The sequence below is a fragment of the Streptomyces sp. NPDC087215 genome (assembly GCF_044744885.1).
Classification (GTDB): domain Bacteria; phylum Actinomycetota; class Actinomycetes; order Streptomycetales; family Streptomycetaceae; genus Streptomyces.
Window position 1 is genome coordinate 177,035 of sequence record NZ_JBIUZD010000012.1, and the last position, 18,315, is coordinate 195,349.

The following is an 18,315-nucleotide window of genomic DNA, read 5'->3' on the forward strand; positions in this document are numbered from 1 at the left end:
TCCGCGGCGGCCGTTCCACGGCCCGCACCGGCCGTTCCACGGGATTATCCCGCGCCCGTTCCGTCACACCGGAAACCACGGCCCCCGCGGGGGCCGATAGCGCGCCGATAGCCGGTCGATGAGCCCGGCGGCGAGCATGGGTCCCGTCGGCGACCGGAACACCCGGTCCGCGGGTGCTGACGGCGTGCGGCGAGAGGACGATCCCTCCCGGCCCACCCGCGACCTACTGCCTGGCCGAGGAACGGTATTCCCTCTTTCTCACCGACCCATGGGAGGAGTTCGCGGTGGAACTGGTGGAGCGCGAAGCACCGATGGCGCTGTTGACGACACTGGCCGAACGGGCGCGGGACGGACACGGACGCGCCGTGCTGGTCTCCGGACCGGTGGCGGCCGGCAAGAGCGTCCTGGTGCACAACTTCGCCGATCACGCCCTGAGCCTGGGAATGCTTCCCCTGGCGGCGCTGGCATCGAAGGACGAGCGGCACCTGACCCTGGGCGTGATGCGCCAACTGGTCGACGACGCGCCGCTGGACTCCGCGGACCGGACGCGCGCCGTGGCCCTCATCGAGGAGGGCGTGCGCGCCGCCCGGCACCGGGGCACCGACGCGCAACCGGACGACGGCGTCGTGCGCGGACTGGCCACCGTCCTGCTGGAACTGGCCGAACGCTGCCCCCTGTACATCGCCGTCGACGACGTCGAACAGGCCGACCAGTCCTCGCTGACCTGCCTCGCCTATCTGGCGCGACGCCTCAACAGCGCCCGGGTCCTCGCGGCGTTCACCCACGGCGGCCACGGCTGCGACACCGAGTTCCGCTTCGTGGCCGACCTGCTGCGACAGCCCAACTGCCACCGCGTCGAGGTCACCCAGCTCTCCCCGGCGGGCGTCCGGCAGCTGACGGCCCAGCACCTCGGAGAGACCGTCGCCGCCGAACGCTCCGCCGACTGGCACGCCTACAGCGGAGGCAACCCCCTCCTGGTCGAAGCACTGGTCCGCGACCACCTGGGCGGCGGCGAGGCGGGCCCCCGCTACCGCGAGGCCGTCCTGTCCTGCCTGCGCCGCAGCTGCCCGGACATGGTCCGGACGCTGAGCGGCTACGTGGTCCTCGGCGAGCTGGACAACCTGGACGGACTGCTCGACCTGAGCCCGGTCCGGACCACGGAGGCGGTCCACGCGCTGATCGCGGGCGGACTGCTCACCATGGACGGATTCCGGCACGAGGCCGCCCGCGACGCGGTGACCGGAGCCGTCGACGCGGACGGCCTCGCCCGGCTCCACACCCGCGCCGCCGTCCTGGCCCACGAACGAGGCGCCGGGACCGAGGTGATCGCCGACCACCTGCTGCGCGCCGGAGCGCCCCCCGAAGCCGGAGTGCTGGAGGAGCCCTGGGCCCTGCCGGCCCTGGAGGACGCCGCCGCGCACGCCCTGCGCGACGGCGCGGCCGACCGCGCGGTCGACTGCCTCCGGCTCGCCCGGCACATCTGCGCGGACCCGCTCCGGCGGGCCCGTATCACCGCCGCACTCATCCGGGCCGAGTGGAGCATCAACCCCGGTGTGTCCAGCGGCAGGCTCGGCGAACTCGTCGAAGCGATGCGCAAGGGCCGCCTGCGGGGCGCCGACGCGCTCACCCTGGCCCGCGCGCTCCTCTGGCACGGCCGCTTCGAACAGGCCCAGGAGGTCCTGCGCCACCTGGCCTCGACAGGGTGGGCGACCGACCCCGAGACGGCCACGGAACTGCAGATCACCCGCCGCCGCCTGCGCCACACCTATCCCTCACTGCTCGCCGCGCTCGGCCCGAGGCCCGCCTCCGGACGTCCCCCCACGCACTCGGTGAGCGCCGACCGCCGCCTCCAGGCGGTGTCCGCGCTGGCCGCCGTCCTCGGCGGAGGTCCCCATCAGGAGGCCGTCGGCGTGGCGCAGCGGGTGCTCCACGGCACCCGGCCGGACGAACTGTCCACCGAGACCGTCGAGAGCGCCCTCCTCGCCCTCGCCTACAGCGGGCGGGCCGAGCGCGCGTCGGCCTGGTGCGAGCTGTTCCTCGACCGGATGCGGACGCGGCACACACCGAGCAGAAGGGCCAGGCTGGGCGCCGTACGGGCGGAGATCGCCCTGCGCCGGGGCGACCTCACCGACGCCCGGCGGTACGCGAGCGAGGCCCTCGCCGTCCTCCCGGCGATCAGCTGGGGCGTGACCGTCGGCGCGCCGCTGAGCACCCTGATCCTGGCCACCACCGCGATGGGCCGCTACGACGAGGCGCAGACCTATCTGGACCACCGCGTCCCCGAGCCGATGTCCGAGACCCGCTACGGGATGCACTACCTCTACGCGCGGGCACGGTTCGGACTGGCCACCGGCTATCTGGAGATGGCCCTGGAGGACCTGCGCCGGTGCGGCGCCACGCTGGGCCGGTGGGGGATGGACACGCCAGGACTCATCCCGTGGCGCACCGACGTCGCCGAGGTGTACCTGGGCCTCGGCCGCCCCGCCGACGCCCGGCGGATGCTGGAGGAGCAGTCGGCCAGGTTCCCCGTCATGCCGAACCGGGTCCGCGGCAGCGCGAGCCGGGTCCTGGCCGGTGCCGGGGCCCCGGCACACCGGCCGACACTGCTGCGCCAGGCCGCCGAACTGCTGCAGTCCGACGACGGCGACCGCTACGAACTCGCCCTCGCCTTCGCCGACCTGGCCCGCGCCTACCGGACCCTGGGCGAGTTCCGGCGGGCCGCGGCGGCCGAGCGCCGCGCGGTCATCGTGGCCGCCGACTGCCACGCCGAAGCACTGGTCCGGGGCCTGGCCGTGGAGAGCGCCACCGCGCTGCCGACACCCGCCGACGGGGGCGACGGCCTCACCGAGGCCGAGCGCCGGGTGGCCGCGATGGCCGCCGTCGGCTGCTCCAACCGGGAGATCGCCGAGGGACTGCACGTCACGGTCAGCACGGTCGAGCAGCATCTGACCCGTACCTACCGCAAACTGCGGATCAGCCGCCGCGCGGACCTGCCGTCCCTGCTGGGCGGACCGGTGACGGGAGACCTCACCGACGCCCGGCGGCGCTGAGCCCGGCCGGGCTCAGCGCATTTCCGTACCTCCCGCCGCGAAGGAGCCACATAGCCAGACGTGTTCGTAAGCTGAATTCAAGCCATATGGCCCGGCGTTCTTCTCGAAGCCCGTACTGAATCGGGGGCGCCGCTTCCCGCCGTCGAATCCCCGGCCCCCGCGGAAAACACCGCTCACTGGACAGAGCCGATCGGGTTAGGTAGATATGACGTTGGTGCGTAGCTGACCGGCGGAAACTATGGCGTGGATGTGAAGGGCGGTCATGCGCTTTCAATTACTGGGGCCGTTGGAAGTCGTCGGCCCCGGTGGCCCGGCGCTGATCACCGCCGAGCGCCAGCGCATCGTTCTGGCTGTCCTGCTGCTCGAACCGAACCGGATCGTTCCGGTCGGCCGGCTCGTCGACGCGGTCTGGGGCGCCTCCCCGCCGCCGACCGCGCGCGCCCAGATCCAGATCTGCGTCTCCATCGTCCGCGCCAGCATGGCGAAGGCCGGTCTGCCCGACATCATCCGGACCAGATCGCCCGGATACCTCGTCGAGGTCGGGGACGACGAACTGGACCTCCATGTCTTCGAGCGGGCCGCGGCGGCCGGACGCACCGCCGCGGAGGCGGGCCGCTTCGCGGAGGCGGCGGACGCCTTCGAGACCGCGCTGGGGCTCTGGCGCGGTTCGTCGTGCTTCGGCGGCGGCATCACCAGTACGGTGCTCCAGGCCCCGGCCGCGCGCCTCGACGAGCAACGGCTCGCCGTCGTGGAGCAGTGGGTGGACGCGCGCCTCGCCCTCGGCCTGCACCAGCAGCTCGTCGCGCGGCTGATCGACCTGGTCATGCAGAACCCGCTGCGCGAACACCTCCGCGCCCAGCTCATGGTGGCGCTGTCCCGGTCGGGGCGCCAGGCCGAGGCGCTGGAGGTCTACCGGCGGGGCCGGCGCGAACTGATCGACGAACTCGGCATCGAGCCGGGGGAGGAGCTCCGCCGCCTCCAGGAGTCGATCCTGTCCGGCCGGCTGGACGGCGCCCCGCCGGCCGACGTGCCGTCCACGCGGACGCTGCCGCCGACCCCGACAGCACCGGCGGCGCAGATGGCCCCGGCGGCCACCACGGTCGTCGACCCACCCGCGGTGCCCCGTCTGCTGCCCGGCGCCATCGCCGACTTCAGCGGACGCGACGACCTGCTCGCCCGGCTCGAAGAGGCGCTGGAGGAGGACACGGAGACCTCGTACGCCCTGCGGATCGTCTCGATCACCGGCCGGGGAGGCGTCGGCAAGACCGCCCTCGCGGTGCACTTCGGGCACTCTCTGGCGAAACGATTCCCCGACGGCCAGATGTTCGCCAAGCTGCGCGGCCCCTCCGCCCAGCCGATCCTGCCGACCCGCATCCTGGAGCGCTTCCTGCGCAGCCTGGGCATACCCGGATCGGGGATGCCGTCCACCATCGAGGAACGGGCCGAACTGTTCCGGAACCTGGTCGCCGACCGGCGGATGCTCATCGTCCTCGACGACGCGATCGACGAGGAACAGGTGCGCTGGCTGCTGCCGGGCTCGTCCAACTGCCCCGTCCTGATCACGAGCCGGTCCCGGCTGGCCGGTCTGGAGGGCGCGAGCTGCGTCCAGATCGACGTGTTCTCCACCGAGCAGGCGCTGCAACTGCTCAGCCGGGTCCTCGGACGCGAACGGGTCCACGGCGAACTGCCCAGCGCCCTGCACCTGATAGAGCTCTGCGGCAACCTCGCGCTCGCCCTGCGGATCGTGGCGGCGCGGCTCGTCACCCGGCCCCACTGGCCCCTGAGCAAGCTGGTGGCCCGGCTCCGCGACGAACGCCAGCGCCTGGACGAACTCACCCACGGCGGAGTCGGCGTCCGGGCCGGTCTGGCCATGGTCTACGAGGGGCTGCCCACCGACGCGCAGCGCCTCTTCCGGCGGCTGTCCATGCTGGAGGCGGCGGAGTTCGCCAGCTGGGTCGCGGCGCCCCTGCTCGACGTCGCCGTGACGGAGGCCGAGGACGTCCTGGAGTTCCTCGTGGACGCCCAGCTCGTCGACGTCGACGTGGTGAAGGGCCGCCGCCCCCGCTACCGGCTGCACGACCTGGTCCGGGTCTACTCCCAGGAGTGCCTGGCCGAGCACGAGAGCACCGCCGAACGGTCCGTCGTCCTCGGCCGGGTGCTGAGCACCTGGCTGCTCCTGGTCGAGGAGGCGCACCGACGCGCCTACGGCGGCGACCACACGCTGATCCACGGTGAGGCGCCCCGCCTGGCCCTGGAGCAGTCCGTCGTCGACCGCGAACTCGCCGATCCGCTCGGCTGGTTCGAGGACGAGCGGGCCAGCCTGATCACGGCCGTCAGACAGGCCGCCGGGGCCGGTCTCGACGAACTGTGCTGGGACCTGGCGCTGACCTCGGTCACGCTCTTCGAGATGTACGGCTACTTCGACGACTGGCGCACCACGCACGAGATCGCGCTCGACGTCACCCGGCGCAACGACAACCGCCGGGGCCAGGCGGCGATGCTGTACTCGCTGGGCGCCCTGCACATGTTCGAGTACCGGCTGGACGAGGCGCGCGGCAGGCTGGGGCCCGCCCGCGAGCTGTTCCGCCAGGTCGGGGACGTGCACGGCGAGGCGCTCGCGGTCCGCAACCTCGCGTTCGTCGACCGCATCCAGGGCCGTCTGGACGAGGCGATGGCGGGTTACGAGACGGCGCTGCCCATGCTCGCCGACGTCAACGACTCGACCGCCGAGGCCCACGTCCTGAGCAACATGGCACAGATCCATCTGGACCGAGGGCTGATCGCGGAGGGCAAACGGACCATGGCGGCGGGCCTGGCCGCGGTGGAGCGCTCGGGCAACCGGCGGGTGCGCGCGCAGATCCTGTGCCGTCTGGGCGAGGCGCATCTGCAGATCGAGGAGGTGACCGAGGCCGAGTACGTGTTCACCCAGGCGCTGGAGACCGTCCGCTCGGTCGGCGACCCGGTCGGCGAGTGCTACGCCCTGCGCGGTCTGGCCATTGTCCGGTCCCGTCAGGGGAGCCACGGCGCGGCCTACGAGATGCTGGAACAGGCCATGGGGATCGCCTCCCGGGCCCGTGAGTACCTCGCCATCGGCAGGATCCAGCTCTCGCTCGGCGAGGTGGCCGCGGACCGGGGCCACTACGAACGGGCCAAGGAGCACATCGGCACGGCACTGGACATCTTCGGGCGGATGCAGGCCGCGAGCTGGCAGAAACGGTCCGCGCGCCTCATGAGCGAGGTCTGCGCGGCCTCCGACGACGCGGCCGCGGCCGCCGCCTACGCGCGGGCGGGCTCGGCCTGACGCCGGGCCCGGAGCGACCGGCGGCGGACCGCGTTCGCGCCGTCCCGGTGTCCGGCGGCCCGGTACCGGAACCGGCCAGCCGGGTGCGGGACGTCCGTGTCCGCTCCGGCCGCGTGGCAGGATGCCCGCCTCGGTGGCGGGTTCCCGCCCGGCGGACGACGGGCGGTGAGAGAGAAGGAAGGCCCCCGTCGTGATGACGGCGGGGCTGATGCTCACAGACGGGACGCATCCGGTGTCCCGTCCCCCAAGGGATGCGATCGATGAGGCCGGTGTCACGTGAAACTCGGAGTGTGTGTCTCTGATGGAACCAATGGGCGGCCCGTCGACGGGCTGCTGATCCGTATCGAAAGGCCCCGGCTGGACGAGTGGCAGACCGTGTGGCACGGGCTCACCGGCAGGGACGGGCGGCTCGACCGCCCGTCCCTGCCGGAGGACGCCCCCGGTCCGTTCCGGCTGGTCCTGGAGACCGACCGGTATTTCACGACGCTCGGGATGCGGCCGTTCTACAGTCACATCGCGGTCGCGTTCGCCGAATGGGAGGCGGACCAGGAGATCCCCATCGTGATCGCGCCCCATGGATACGCGGTGTGCGCCGTCGGCCGGTAGCCGTGGCACCCGGGTGACGCGCGGCGGACGCGCGAACGAGGCATGACAGGCCGTACGAGAAGACGTACGGCACGACGCGTGACACGACGCGTGACACGACGCGCGAGGAGACCTGCGGCAGGACGTACGACGGCGGATGGCCCCACCCCGGTCATCTCCCCGCGGTGGCCAGGCCCCGCGGTCGCCCGGCCCCCCCCGAGGCCCGGCGATGTCGTCGCAGGCGCGGACGGAGCCCGCGCCCGTGCCGACGAGGCGGCGGCGGGCGAAGGCGATCCCTTCCCCCGTGCACCTCGCCGGACACACCGGTCGCCAGGACGGCTCCCCGTCGTACGGTGCCCAGGGCCGCGTACCAGAGGCGGTCGCCCTGCGGAACCGGGCGCTTAGCGAGGAGTTAGCGTTCTGGTAGGGGGACGAAAAGGGGACTCACTAGAACTGGAGTCGTCCACCCGGACCTCCGGGTCACGAGTTTCCGCATGGGAGATCGATATGTTGGCTCTGCTGTACGCGCTGGCCGGATTCGCGGGCATCTGTACCCCCTCCGACACCATCTGGGGCTGACCGTCGCCCGAGTGCCTTCACTCATGTGTGACGCGGAACGCGATGCGACGGCGGACGAGGAGCGGACGGTGAACGGCACGTGCCGACCGGGGGGTGACGCCGGATGAGCATCTCGGTCCGGGTCATCGACTCCACCAACGGCTGTCCGGTCGCGGATCTGGCCGTCACCCTGCACGCCCGGGAGCACGGCACGTGGCCCGCGCTGACCCGGGCACGGACGGACGACGCGGGGCGCGTCGGCTCGCTGAGCGGCGAGGCCCTGCCCCACGGCTTCTACCGGCTCGTCTTCGAGACCGGCGAGTACTTCGCGGAGCGGGCCGTCGACAGCCTGTACGCCGAGGTCATCGTCTCGCTCCACCATCAAGGTGATCCGAACCACCTGCACATTCCGTTGCTGCTGAGCCCGTTCTCGTACACCACCTACCGGGGCAACGTCCCCGGCGCGGTGACCGCAGGGACGGTCTGAGGGCGGGCGGCGCGCGCGTGCTGAACTCCCCCGTCCCCCACGGCCCGTGCGGCGATCCCGCGCGGTCGTGACACGGGTGGCGCGGTCCGCCGGCGGAGACGGTGCGGGGACCGCAAGCAGAAGGGGTGGAAAAGTTGTCCGACGCATCGCCATCGACGATCCTCACCGTGCCGGTCGCCTCCCTGCTGCCCGCGGACTCCCCGCGTCTCCTGGGGCTGGACGAGGGCCATGCGCGGGCACTGGCGGAGAGCGGGACCGAGTTCGAGCCGATCCTCGTGCACCGGGACACCGGACGGGTGGTCGACGGGATGCACCGGCTCCGGGCCGCCGTCCTGCGCGGGGAACACCGCATCACGGTCCGCCATGTCGACGGCGCGTCGGCCGATCTGTTCATCCAGTCGGTGCGGGCCAACACCGGCCATGGCCTCCCCCTGACGCCGGGGGACCGCAAGGCGGCCGTCCTGCGCATCCTCACCACCCACCCCCACTGGTCGGACCGGGCCATCGCCGCCGTCACAGGGGTGTCGCCGAAGACGGTAGGGGTCGTACGGGGGAAGCGTTCGACTGAGGAATCTCCTCAGTCGAACGCCGACGTCCCCCGGGTGGGACGGGACGGCCGGGCCCGCCCCGCCGACATGCCGGAACGGCGCCGGAAAGCCCGCTCCCTGCTCGCGGAGCGGCCCCGCGCGACCCTGCGCGAGGTCGCCCAGGAGGCCGGGGTCTCGGTCAGCACCGCCCACCGCCTGCGCCAGGAACTGCGGTCCTGTACGGCCGGTCCCGGGCCCGACGAGCGGACGCCCGCCCCCGTGACCGTCCGCGAGGACCCCCCGTACCTCACCTCGCTCGTGGTCGCGGCACCCCAGCGCTGCTCCGGCCTGACCTCCCTCCCGGTCCCGGTGGACCCCTCCTCGAGGGGGGCCGCGCGGATGCGCGTACGGGCCATGGACGTGCTGTCCAACGACCCCTCGATCCGCTTCACGGACAGTGGTCGCGCCCTGCTGCGCTGGCTCAACGGACAGGCCCAGGGGCTCGCGGCGGGCGAACAACTGCTGGCGGCCGTCCCCCCGCACTGCGCCCACGCGCTCACCGAGGTGATGAGCCATTACGCCCGGGAGTGGGAACGGCTGGCCGCCGGAATGCGGCAGACGGACCCGGTGAACGGCCCCTGGCGCGTGGTCCGCTGAGGCGTCCACCGCCGGTCGGCGCCCCCGGGGCCGCCGACCGCCACCATTGAGGCGCCCGCTGCCGACTCGCCGCCGGACCCCCACCGCCGTAGCCCGTCTCCGCGCGCCCCGAGGGGGCCCACGGTCCCCGGGGCACCGCCGCGCGGGGCCGTCGCCGCCCGGTCGCCCGTCACCGCCCCGCCCCGCCCGCCCGCCACTGCCGCCGGCCGCCCGCCACGACCGGCGGCGGAACCATGTCCGCCGCCGTACGGGAGCCCCGCGGCCGTGGCCGCGCCCTCCGTGCCGGACGAGGATCCGGCCCGGCCCGGCCCCGCGCCCTCCCGCGCCTCGGCCGGTGCGCGAGCCCGCCACCCCGCCCCCAGCCGCTCCGGCCGTCCCTCCCCGATTCCGTGTCCCGTCCCTCCCCGACGTGCCCTGGCGCATTTCCATGCGCGGATGGCGCATATGAGAATTCCTCGGTGACGTAGCTCACGTTTGACGGGAGAATTACGTCCAGTTGACTCCCTTTACAGGGGAGACGGAACGGCGAATATGCTCAATTGCCGGACTCATAAGCATTGATGAAACCTTCTGCGGCGCCGCCTTCGTGGTTACCGTGAGACGCGAAACGAGGGGGCGGGCACCGGGCCCCGGGCTTCGCGGCCGTGCTCCCCTCGCCCGGATCCGTTCCGCTGATCCGAGTGATCCGGTCCGCACTCACGGACCCCGTGTTCCCCGGGTGCCGGTGGCGGTCCGTCAGAGACAGGCCGACGCCATGGGTGACGCCGGAGCGTCGAGCACGGGACGGTCCGCGCACAGACGACCGGTGGGCCCGTGGCAGGTGCGACGCGTTCTGACAGGAGCAGAGTGAACATCTCGGTGGACGACGCCAGAGTCATGGCCAAGGCACTCTTCGAAGCACGTGCGACGGGCCGCCCGATCCCTCCCTTCACCGACGGGCGTCCGACGCTGGACGTGCACGACGGCTACGCCGTCCAGCGCGAACTGGTCGCGATGCTGACGGCGGGCGACGACACCGTCGTGGGCTACAAGGCGGGACTCACCTCCGCCCCCATGCAGGAGCTGTTCGGCGTCAGCACCCCGGACTACGGACCGGTGCTCGGCTCGACCGTGTACGAGAACGGGGCCACCACCCCGGGCGACGCGTTCATCGCGCCCAAGGTCGAGGCGGAGATCGTCTTCCGGCTCGGCGCGCCCCTGAAGGGTCCCGGTGTCACCGTGGCCGAGGCCCGTGAGGCGATCACCGAGGTCATGGCGGGCCTGGAGATCGTCGACTCGCGGATCGAGGACTGGCGCATCCGGCTCGCCGACACCGTCGCCGACCTCGCGTCCAACGGCGCGGTCGTGCTCGGCCCGCCCGTCGCGCTGCCCGACGACTGCGACGTCCGGCTCATCGGCATGGCGTTCTCCCGCAACGGCGACCTCGTGGCGACCGGAGCCGGAGCCGCCGCCCTGGGAGACCCGGCCGCGGTGGTCGCCTGGCTGGCGAACGTCCTGGGCGAGCACGGCGTGACGCTCGAAGCGGGCCAGCTGATCATGACGGGCGCGCTCCACGCAGCGGTCCCGATGCGGCCCGGCGACAGCTTCGTGGCGGAGTTCGACCGGCTGGGCACCGTCACCCTTCACATGGGCGGCATCGGCGGTATCCGTGACAACGGCGATGCCGACGGCCTCGGTGGTACCGGTGGTACCGGTGGTACCGGTGGTACCGGTGGTACCGGCAACAGCGGCGACGACAGCGACTCGTAGACCACTCTCGCGCCCCAAGGTGAATCTCTAGACAGGGAAGGGCGATGCAGCCATGAAGCGAAACGGGCGCCTGCCCGTGGCCGTCCTCGGCGCCGGCCTCATCGGAGTCGATCTGGCCGAGAAGATCATGCGTTCGGAGTTCCTCGACTGCGGTCTGGTCGTGGGACGCGACGAGAAGACGCCCGGCCTGCGACAGGCGGCCGAACTCGGCCTTCCCATCGGGACACGGGGGATCGACTCCCTCCTGGACGCCCCCGAGCCGTTCGCCATCGTCTTCGACGCGACCAACGCCCTGGCCCACGCCGAACACGCGGAACGCCTGAGCCTTTCGGGCACCAAGCTCGTGGACCTGACCCCGAGCAAGGTGGGGCGGATGGTCATCCCCAGCGTCAACGCGGCGGAGGTCCTCGGCTGCGACGACATCAACATGATCAGCTGCGGCGGCCAGGCCTCGATACCGATCCTGCACGCGATCACCCAGACGCACCGGGTCGACTACGTCGAGGTCGTCACCACGGCCGCCAGCCCCAGCGTCGGACGCTCCACCCGGCTCAACCTCGACGAGTACATCGAGACCACGCAGGACGCGGTGCGCGACTTCACCGGCGTCAAGGACGTCAAGGCGATCCTCAACATCAGCCCGGCCAAGCCTCCGGCGACCTTCCGGGTCGCCATGTCGATGCTGGGGGAGGGCTTCAGCACGGCGTCCGTGGACGCGGCCGTGACCACCGCGGCCGAGCAGGTCCGCTCCTTCGTCGGCGGCTACCGGATCACCGCGTGTGTCGTGGAGGAGAGCAAGGTGTTCGTCGCCGCCGAGGTCACCTCGTCCGGCGGACGCATCCCCCGGTACGCGGGCAACCTCGACATCATCAACTCCGCCGCGGTCCACGTCGCCGAACGATGCGCGGCGGCCGGCCCGGCGCGCATCGGTACGGAGACGTCATGAGCGCGGCACCCCCTCCCGGCACCGGAAAGCCGGTCCTCATCCACGACGCGTCCCTGCGCGACGGCCATCACGCCGTCCGCCACCAACTGGACGGGGCACAACTGCGCGCCTACGCGCGGGCGGCGAACACCGCGGGCGTCCCCGTGGTCGAGGTGGGGCACGGCAACGGCCTGGGAGCCTCCTCCCTCCAGGTCGGGCAGGCCAGGACCGGCGACGACGAGATGCTGTCGATCGTGCGGGAGGCCCTCACGGACAGCAGGATGGCCGTCTTCATGCTGCCGGGCTGGGGCACCACCGCCGACCTCGAACGGGCCCTCGCCCACGAGGTGGACGTGGTGCGGATCGGCACCCACTGCACCGAGGGCGACCTCGCCGAACGGCACCTCGGCTTCCTCCGCGAGCAAGGGGCCGAGGCCCAGGCCGTCCTCCTGATGAGCCACATGGCGAGCCCCGAACGGCTGGGACGCGAATGCGCCCGGCTCGTGGAGTTCGGCGCGACCGCGGTGGGCATCATGGACTCCTCCGGCCACTACCTCCCGGCCGACGTCACCGAGCGCGTCCGTGCCATGCGGGAGGCCGTCGACGTCCCGGTGATGTTCCACGCCCACAACAACCTCGGCATGGCGGTCGCCAACTCGATCGCCGCCGTGGAAGCGGGCGCGGACATCCTGGACGCCTGCGCCCGGGGCTTCGGCGCGGGCGCCGGGAACACCCAGCTCGAAGTGCTGGTACCCGTACTGGAACGGATGGGCTTCCCGACGGGGATCGATCTGTACGGACTCCTGGACGCGGCCGACATCGCCGAGCGCGAGCTCATGCCCGCGCCGCCCACCATCGACTCGGTCAGCGTCGTCAGCGGCCTGGCCGGAGTGTTCTCCGGGTTCAAGACCCGGGTCCTGGACATCTCGCGCCGCGAGGACGTCGATCCGCGCGACGTCTTCTTCGAGCTGGGCAGGAGACAGGCCGTGGCGGGGCAGGAGGACCTCATCGTCGAGGTGGCCCTCGCCCTCAAGGCGGCCCGCGGTGCCTGAGAGCCGCGAGCCCGCGGCTCCCGGCCGGGACGAAGACAGCGAGGGAGGAACCAGCCGTGTACGACGTACTCAAGGACATCCTGGTCAGCGAACTGCACGTACGTGAGGAGGACCTCGCGCCCACCGCCACCCGTGAGGAGGTCGGTCTCGACTCCCTGGCGGTGCTGGAACTGTCCACCGCGCTGAACGAGCGGCTCGGCATCGAGGTCCACGACTACGAACTCCTCGACGCCGACACCCTCGCCGACGTGGCCCGTCTGATGGCGGACCGGCGGCCGGGTGACTGAGCCCCACCGCCGACCCGGGCACCGCCCGCACGACCGGGCGAGGCGGTGCCCCCTCCACCGGGAGTCCCATGTCTCACCCGTCCCTGCGCGCGGTTCTCGGAACCCTCGCCCCCTACCGGCCCTCCGCGGGCCTCCACGGACCGGCCGCGACGACCCGCCCGCTGTCGGCGAACGAGTCGCCGCACACCCCGCTGCCCGGTGTCGTCGAGGCCGTCGCACGCGCCGGAGCCACCGTGAACCGCTACCCGGACCCCGGCTGCGGACCGCTGATACGCGCCCTCGCCCGGGTCCACGGGACCACGGAGGACCGGATCGCGGTCGGCGCCGGATCCCTGGCCCTCCTGCAGGCGCTGTTCCAGTCGGTCGCCGACCCCGGCGCCGAAGCCGTCCACGCCTGGCCGTCGTTCGAGGTCTACCCCACGCTCGCCGCCCTCGCCGGAGTGGAATCCGTCCAGGTGCCGCTGACCGACCAGACCCATGACCTGCGGGCCATGGCCGACCGGATCTCCCCCCGCACCCGCCTGGTGATCGTCTGCAACCCGAACAACCCGACGGGCACGCTCGTCGCCCACGACGAACTCCGCGCGTTCCTCACCCTCGTACCCCCCACCTGCCTGGTCGCCGTCGACGAGGCCTACCACGAGTACGCCCGCGGACCGGCGCCCTCCACCGCCCTGGACCTCTGCGCCGAGCACCCGAACCTGGTCGTGCTGCGCACCTTCTCCAAGGCGTACGGACTCGCCGGACTGCGCACCGGATACCTGGTGGGGGACGCCTCCGTCGTCGGGGAACTGCGCAAGGCGTGCCTGCCCTACGCGGTCAGCACCGTGGCACAGCACGCGGCCGTCGCCGCCCTCGGACTCGCCGACCAACTGCTGCGGCGCGTCGACAGCACGGTCGCGGAACGCACCCGGGTCCGCGACGCCCTCCTCCGTCAGGGCTGGGACGTCCCCGACAGCAGAACCAACTTCCTCTGGCTCCCCCTGGGCCCGCTCGCCGCCGACTTCGGCACCTGGTGCGCCCGGAGGGACATCGCGGTACGGGCGTTCCCCGGCCTGGGCGTGCGGGTGTCGGTCGGAGCCGCCGAGGACGACGACCACTTCCTCGCCGCGGCCGGCGCATGGCGCTCCGCACGGCCGACGGCCACCCCCGGCACCGGACAGACACGGCAGTTCCGAACGACGGCGGAGGCATCATGACCACTCTTCACACCGCGCCCGGCACACTGCTCCCGGACGGGTCCGGGCTGACCCGGCACGTGGTCGTCGCGCCGGGCATGTGCAGTGGGGGCTCCCTGCTGTTCGGCCGCATCGGGGACTGGACCTGGGAGGTGGTGAGCGAGTCCTGCCGGATCAACGTGCACGCCGCCCGCACCGCCGACGGAGACCCCGCCTATCTGTCCTTCTACTACTACCGCGTGCGCGGCGGGGACGTCGTCCATCCCCACGGGCTCACCTTCGGCGACGAACTCCGGGTCGACTCGCGGTCGTTCCAGTTCGGCAACCAGTCGGTCATCACCCTGCACCGGCTCGCCCCCGCCGGACTCGACCTCCCCGACGGACCGCTGGACCCGGCGGAGGTGTACGAACACCCGCACCCGGACTGCCTCTACGCCGAGAACTTCAACCGGTGGATCGCCCGCACCACCGCGGGCAGCAACCGGGGCCTCGCCCAGGTGACACCCCCGGACTTCGGCTACCAGGACCTGGCCCCGCTCCCCAACGCCTACTCCCCCCGGGCCTTCGTCGGCAGGGCCCGGTCCACCGGAAGCTTCCACCCCGACGGTCCCCCCGGTTTCCAGGAGACCGGGGAGCCCCGCACGTTCACCTACACACTGGACGTCGTGCGCGACCTCAACGGCGCCGGACTCATGTACTTCGCCTCGTACTTCTCCGTCTTCGACACGATGCTGCTGCGCCTGTGGCGCGCCCTGGGACGCACCGACGAACAGTTCCTGCGGCGCAAGGTGACCGACCAGAAGATCGGCTACTTCGGCAACGCCGACCCCGGCACCGTCTTCGAGGTCACGGTCCGCCACTGGCGCAGCACCACGTCCCCGGACGTCGAGATCGCCGACATGGCCCTGCGCGACACCGCCACCGGACACCTGGTCGCCGTCACCGCGATCGAGACCGGGACGGCGGGGAGCCGCTGCCCGGACGGCGACTGACCTCCCGCCCCCGCCTCCGCTCCCGCCCGCGATCCGCCCGCACCGGACGCCCTCCCCGCCGAACCGCACCCCGGATGGAGCACATGACCGACGACCTCACGCACGGCGGCGCCGTCGGCGCGACGGTATGGCTGACCGGCCTGCCCAGCGCGGGCAAGACCACGATCGCGCTGACCGCGGCCGACGCCCTGCGGACCGCCGGACGCCGGACCCACGTCCTGGACGGCGACGAACTGCGCGCCCGCCTGACGGCCGACCTCGGCTTCTCCCGCCGGGACCGGGAGACGAACGTGCGCCGCGTCGGCTTCGTCGCGCAGCTGCTCGCCTCCCACGGCGTGACGGTACTGGTACCGGTCATCGCCCCCTACGCGGACGCCCGCCACGCCGTCCGCGAACACCACGAGGCCACCGGCACCGCGTACGTCGAGGTGCACGTGGCGACCCCGGTCGAGGTGTGTGCCGCGCGCGACGTGAAGGGCCTGTACGCCCGGCAGGCGCGGGGCGAGCTGTCCGGCCTCACCGGCGTGGACGACCCCTACGAGCCGCCGGACACACCCGATCTGCGGATCCCGGCACACGAGCAGAGCAGCACGGAGTCGGCGGAGGCGCTGGTCGCGCTGCTGCGGGAGAAGGGGCTGGCATGACGACGGCGACCACACCGTACGAGAGCACCGACAATCCGTGCACACCGACCCACGCGGACCTGCTGGAGTCGGAGGCCGTGCACATCTTCCGTGAGGTGGCGGGGGAGTTCGAGCGGCCGGTGATCCTCTTCTCCGGCGGCAAGGACTCCATCGTCATGCTGCACCTGGCGCTGAAGGCCTTCGCCCCGGCGGCGGTCCCCTTCTCGCTGCTGCACGTCGACACCGGGCACAACTTCCCCGAGGTCCTGGAGTACCGCGACCGGGTGGTGGCGGCCCACGGACTGCGCCTCCACGTGGCCTCCGTACAGGACTACATCGACCGGGGCGCGCTCAAGGAACGCCCCGACGGAACCCGCAACCCGCTCCAGACCCTGCCGCTGACGGAGACGATCCGGACGCAAGGCTTCGACGCCGTCTTCGGCGGCGGGCGGCGCGACGAGGAGAAGGCCCGCGCCAAGGAACGGGTGTTCAGCCTCCGGGACCAGTTCTCCCAGTGGGACCCGCGCCGCCAGCGCCCCGAACTGTGGCAGCTCTACAACGGCCGCCACGCCCCCGGCGAACACGTCCGGGTCTTCCCGCTCTCCGACTGGACCGAGCTGGACGTGTGGCAGTACATCGCCCGCGAGGACATCGAACTGCCGGAGATCTACTTCGCCCACGAGCGCGAGGTCTTCCGGCGCTCCGGGATGTGGCTGCCCGTGGGCGACTGGGGCGACCCGCGAGGCGGCGAGACCGTCGAGAAACGCCTCGTCCGCTACCGCACCGTCGGCGACATGTCCTGCACCGGCGCCGTCGACTCCGAGGCGGTGACCCTGGACCAGGTGATCGCGGAGATCGCCGCGTCCCGGCTCTCCGAGCGGGGCGCCACGCGCGCCGACGACAAGCTCTCCGAAGCCTCCATGGAGGACCGCAAGCGCGAAGGGTACTTCTGAGCATGACCAGGACCACGGAACTCCCGGCCGCCACCCTGCTGCGGTTCGCCACCGCCGGCTCCGTCGACGACGGCAAGTCCACCCTGGTGGGCCGTCTCCTCCACGACTCCAGATCGGTCCTGGCCGACCAGCTGGAGGCCGTGGAACGGGTGTCGGCGGGCCGCGGGCAGGAGGCGCCCGACCTCGCCCTGCTCACCGACGGTCTGCGCGCCGAACGCGAACAGGGCATCACCATCGACGTCGCCTACCGCTACTTCGCCACCCCGAAGCGGCGGTTCATCCTGGCCGACACCCCCGGCCACGTGCAGTACACCCGCAACATGGTCACCGGCGCCTCCACCGCCGAACTGACCGTGATCCTGGTCGACGCCCGCAACGGCATCGTCGAGCAGACCCGCAGGCACGCCGCCGTCGCCGCCCTCCTTCGCGTCCCGCAGGTCGTCCTCGCGGTCAACAAGATGGACCTGGTGGGCCACAGCGAGCCGGTGTTCGCCACGATCGTGGCGGAGTTCACCGAGTACGCCGCCGAGCTCGGCGTCACCGGGGTCACCGCGATCCCGATCTCGGCACTGGCCGGGGACAACGTGGTGCGGCCTTCGGCGGTCATGGACTGGTACAGCGGTCCGACGGTCCTCGAACACCTGGAGACGGTGAAGGTCGGCCGGGACCAGGACCGGCGCGGGGCCCGGCTGCCCGTCCAGTACGTCATCCGGCCCCGCACCGCCGAACACCCCGACTACCGAGGCTACGCCGGCCGGATCGCGGCCGGTTCCCTCCGCGTCGGCGAACCGGTCACGATCCTGCCGTCCGGCCGTACGACGACGATCTCCGGCATCGACCTCCTGGGCAGACCGGTCGGCGTCGCCTGGACCGGGCAGTCCGTCACCGTCCTCCTGGCGGACGACGTCGACGTCTCGCGCGGCGACCTGATCGTGCCGACCTCGGACGCCCCGGCGACCACCCACGACATCGAGGCGACCGTCTGCCACGTGGCCGACCAGGCACTGACCGTCGGCCACCGGGTGCTGCTCAAGCACGGCACCCGTACGGTCAAGGCCATCGTCGAGGACATCCCCGCCCGGCTCGCCCTGGACGACCTGACCCTGCGCCCCCACTCCGGACGGCTCGTGGCCAACGACATCGGCCGGGTCAGGATCCGCACCGCCGAGCCGCTGCCCGTCGACCCCTACGCGGACTCGCGCCGCACCGGCTCGTTCATCCTGATCGACCCCGGCGACGGCACCACCCTGACGGCGGGCATGGTCGGCGCGTCCTTCGCCGCCCCCGAACCGTCGGCGGACACCACCGAGGACGACGGCTGGGACTTCTGAGTACCCGCTCCCGCTCGGGGCCGGTTCCGTAGTTCCACCGATGCCGGGGCGCGGCGAGCC

14 protein-coding genes are annotated in these 18,315 nt (G+C 72.4%); all 14 read left to right on the top strand.

Annotated elements, in window-relative coordinates; all coding sequences use genetic code 11:
* The first annotated feature begins 284 nt into the window (after positions 1-284).
* The 14 genes from ACIO92_RS26530 (at position 285) to ACIO92_RS26595 (ending at position 18,255) form a co-directional block, all read left to right on the top strand.
* Positions 285-3,050: an AAA family ATPase gene (locus ACIO92_RS26530; protein WP_401239526.1), complete on the top strand. Its 2,766-nt coding sequence runs from the start codon at positions 285-287 to the stop codon at positions 3,048-3,050.
* Positions 3,051-3,312: 262 nt separating this feature from the next.
* On the top strand, positions 3,313-6,351 hold the full coding sequence (locus tag ACIO92_RS26535) for a BTAD domain-containing putative transcriptional regulator (protein ID WP_366443421.1): 3,039 nt from the start codon (positions 3,313-3,315) through the stop codon (positions 6,349-6,351).
* A 288-nt stretch (positions 6,352-6,639) separates the two neighbouring features.
* The gene (locus tag ACIO92_RS26540) at positions 6,640-6,957 is read left to right on the top strand and encodes a hydroxyisourate hydrolase (protein WP_402283041.1); all 318 of its coding nucleotides are present in this window, start codon (positions 6,640-6,642) and stop codon (positions 6,955-6,957) included.
* Positions 6,958-7,618: 661 nt separating this feature from the next.
* The gene (uraH, locus tag ACIO92_RS26545; protein WP_366443423.1) at positions 7,619-7,981 is read left to right on the top strand and encodes a hydroxyisourate hydrolase; all 363 of its coding nucleotides are present in this window, start codon (positions 7,619-7,621) and stop codon (positions 7,979-7,981) included.
* A gap of 134 nt (positions 7,982-8,115) precedes the next feature.
* Entirely contained in the window at positions 8,116-9,165 is a 1,050-nt protein-coding gene (locus ACIO92_RS26550) for a helix-turn-helix domain-containing protein (protein WP_401239533.1), read from the top strand.
* An 846-nt stretch (positions 9,166-10,011) separates the two neighbouring features.
* Positions 10,012-10,914, top strand: coding sequence for a 2-keto-4-pentenoate hydratase (locus ACIO92_RS26555; RefSeq protein WP_402283039.1), 903 nt, complete (start codon positions 10,012-10,014; stop codon positions 10,912-10,914).
* Between the two features lie 52 nt (positions 10,915-10,966).
* Positions 10,967-11,860, top strand: coding sequence for an acetaldehyde dehydrogenase (acetylating) (locus ACIO92_RS26560; protein ID WP_366443426.1), 894 nt, complete (start codon positions 10,967-10,969; stop codon positions 11,858-11,860).
* Complete coding sequence (gene dmpG / locus ACIO92_RS26565) at positions 11,857-12,891, top strand: 4-hydroxy-2-oxovalerate aldolase (protein ID WP_366443427.1); 1,035 nt, start codon at positions 11,857-11,859, stop codon at positions 12,889-12,891. The genes ACIO92_RS26560 and dmpG overlap by 4 nt, the downstream gene beginning before the upstream one ends.
* A gap of 56 nt (positions 12,892-12,947) precedes the next feature.
* Positions 12,948-13,178 carry an acyl carrier protein gene (locus tag ACIO92_RS26570; protein WP_351792542.1) on the top strand — a complete coding sequence of 77 codons (231 nt, stop codon included), beginning with the start codon at positions 12,948-12,950 and terminating at the stop codon, positions 13,176-13,178.
* 68 nt (positions 13,179-13,246) lie between these two features.
* Positions 13,247-14,377 carry a histidinol-phosphate transaminase gene (locus ACIO92_RS26575; protein ID WP_402283036.1) on the top strand — a complete coding sequence of 377 codons (1,131 nt, stop codon included), beginning with the start codon at positions 13,247-13,249 and terminating at the stop codon, positions 14,375-14,377.
* Positions 14,374-15,348 carry an LnmK family bifunctional acyltransferase/decarboxylase gene (locus tag ACIO92_RS26580; protein WP_402059185.1) on the top strand — a complete coding sequence of 325 codons (975 nt, stop codon included), beginning with the start codon at positions 14,374-14,376 and terminating at the stop codon, positions 15,346-15,348. Before ACIO92_RS26575 ends, ACIO92_RS26580 begins: the two co-directional genes overlap by 4 nt.
* An 83-nt stretch (positions 15,349-15,431) precedes the next feature.
* On the top strand, positions 15,432-15,992 hold the full coding sequence (cysC, locus tag ACIO92_RS26585; RefSeq protein WP_401239546.1) for an adenylyl-sulfate kinase: 561 nt from the start codon (positions 15,432-15,434) through the stop codon (positions 15,990-15,992).
* A complete protein-coding gene (cysD, locus tag ACIO92_RS26590) occupies positions 15,989-16,924 on the top strand; it encodes a sulfate adenylyltransferase subunit CysD (protein ID WP_402283034.1) in 936 nt (311 codons plus the stop codon). Before cysC ends, cysD begins: the two co-directional genes overlap by 4 nt.
* Positions 16,925-16,926: 2 nt before the next feature.
* Positions 16,927-18,255, top strand: coding sequence for a sulfate adenylyltransferase subunit 1 (locus ACIO92_RS26595; RefSeq protein WP_402283032.1), 1,329 nt, complete (start codon positions 16,927-16,929; stop codon positions 18,253-18,255).
* Positions 18,256-18,315 lie beyond the last annotated feature (60 nt).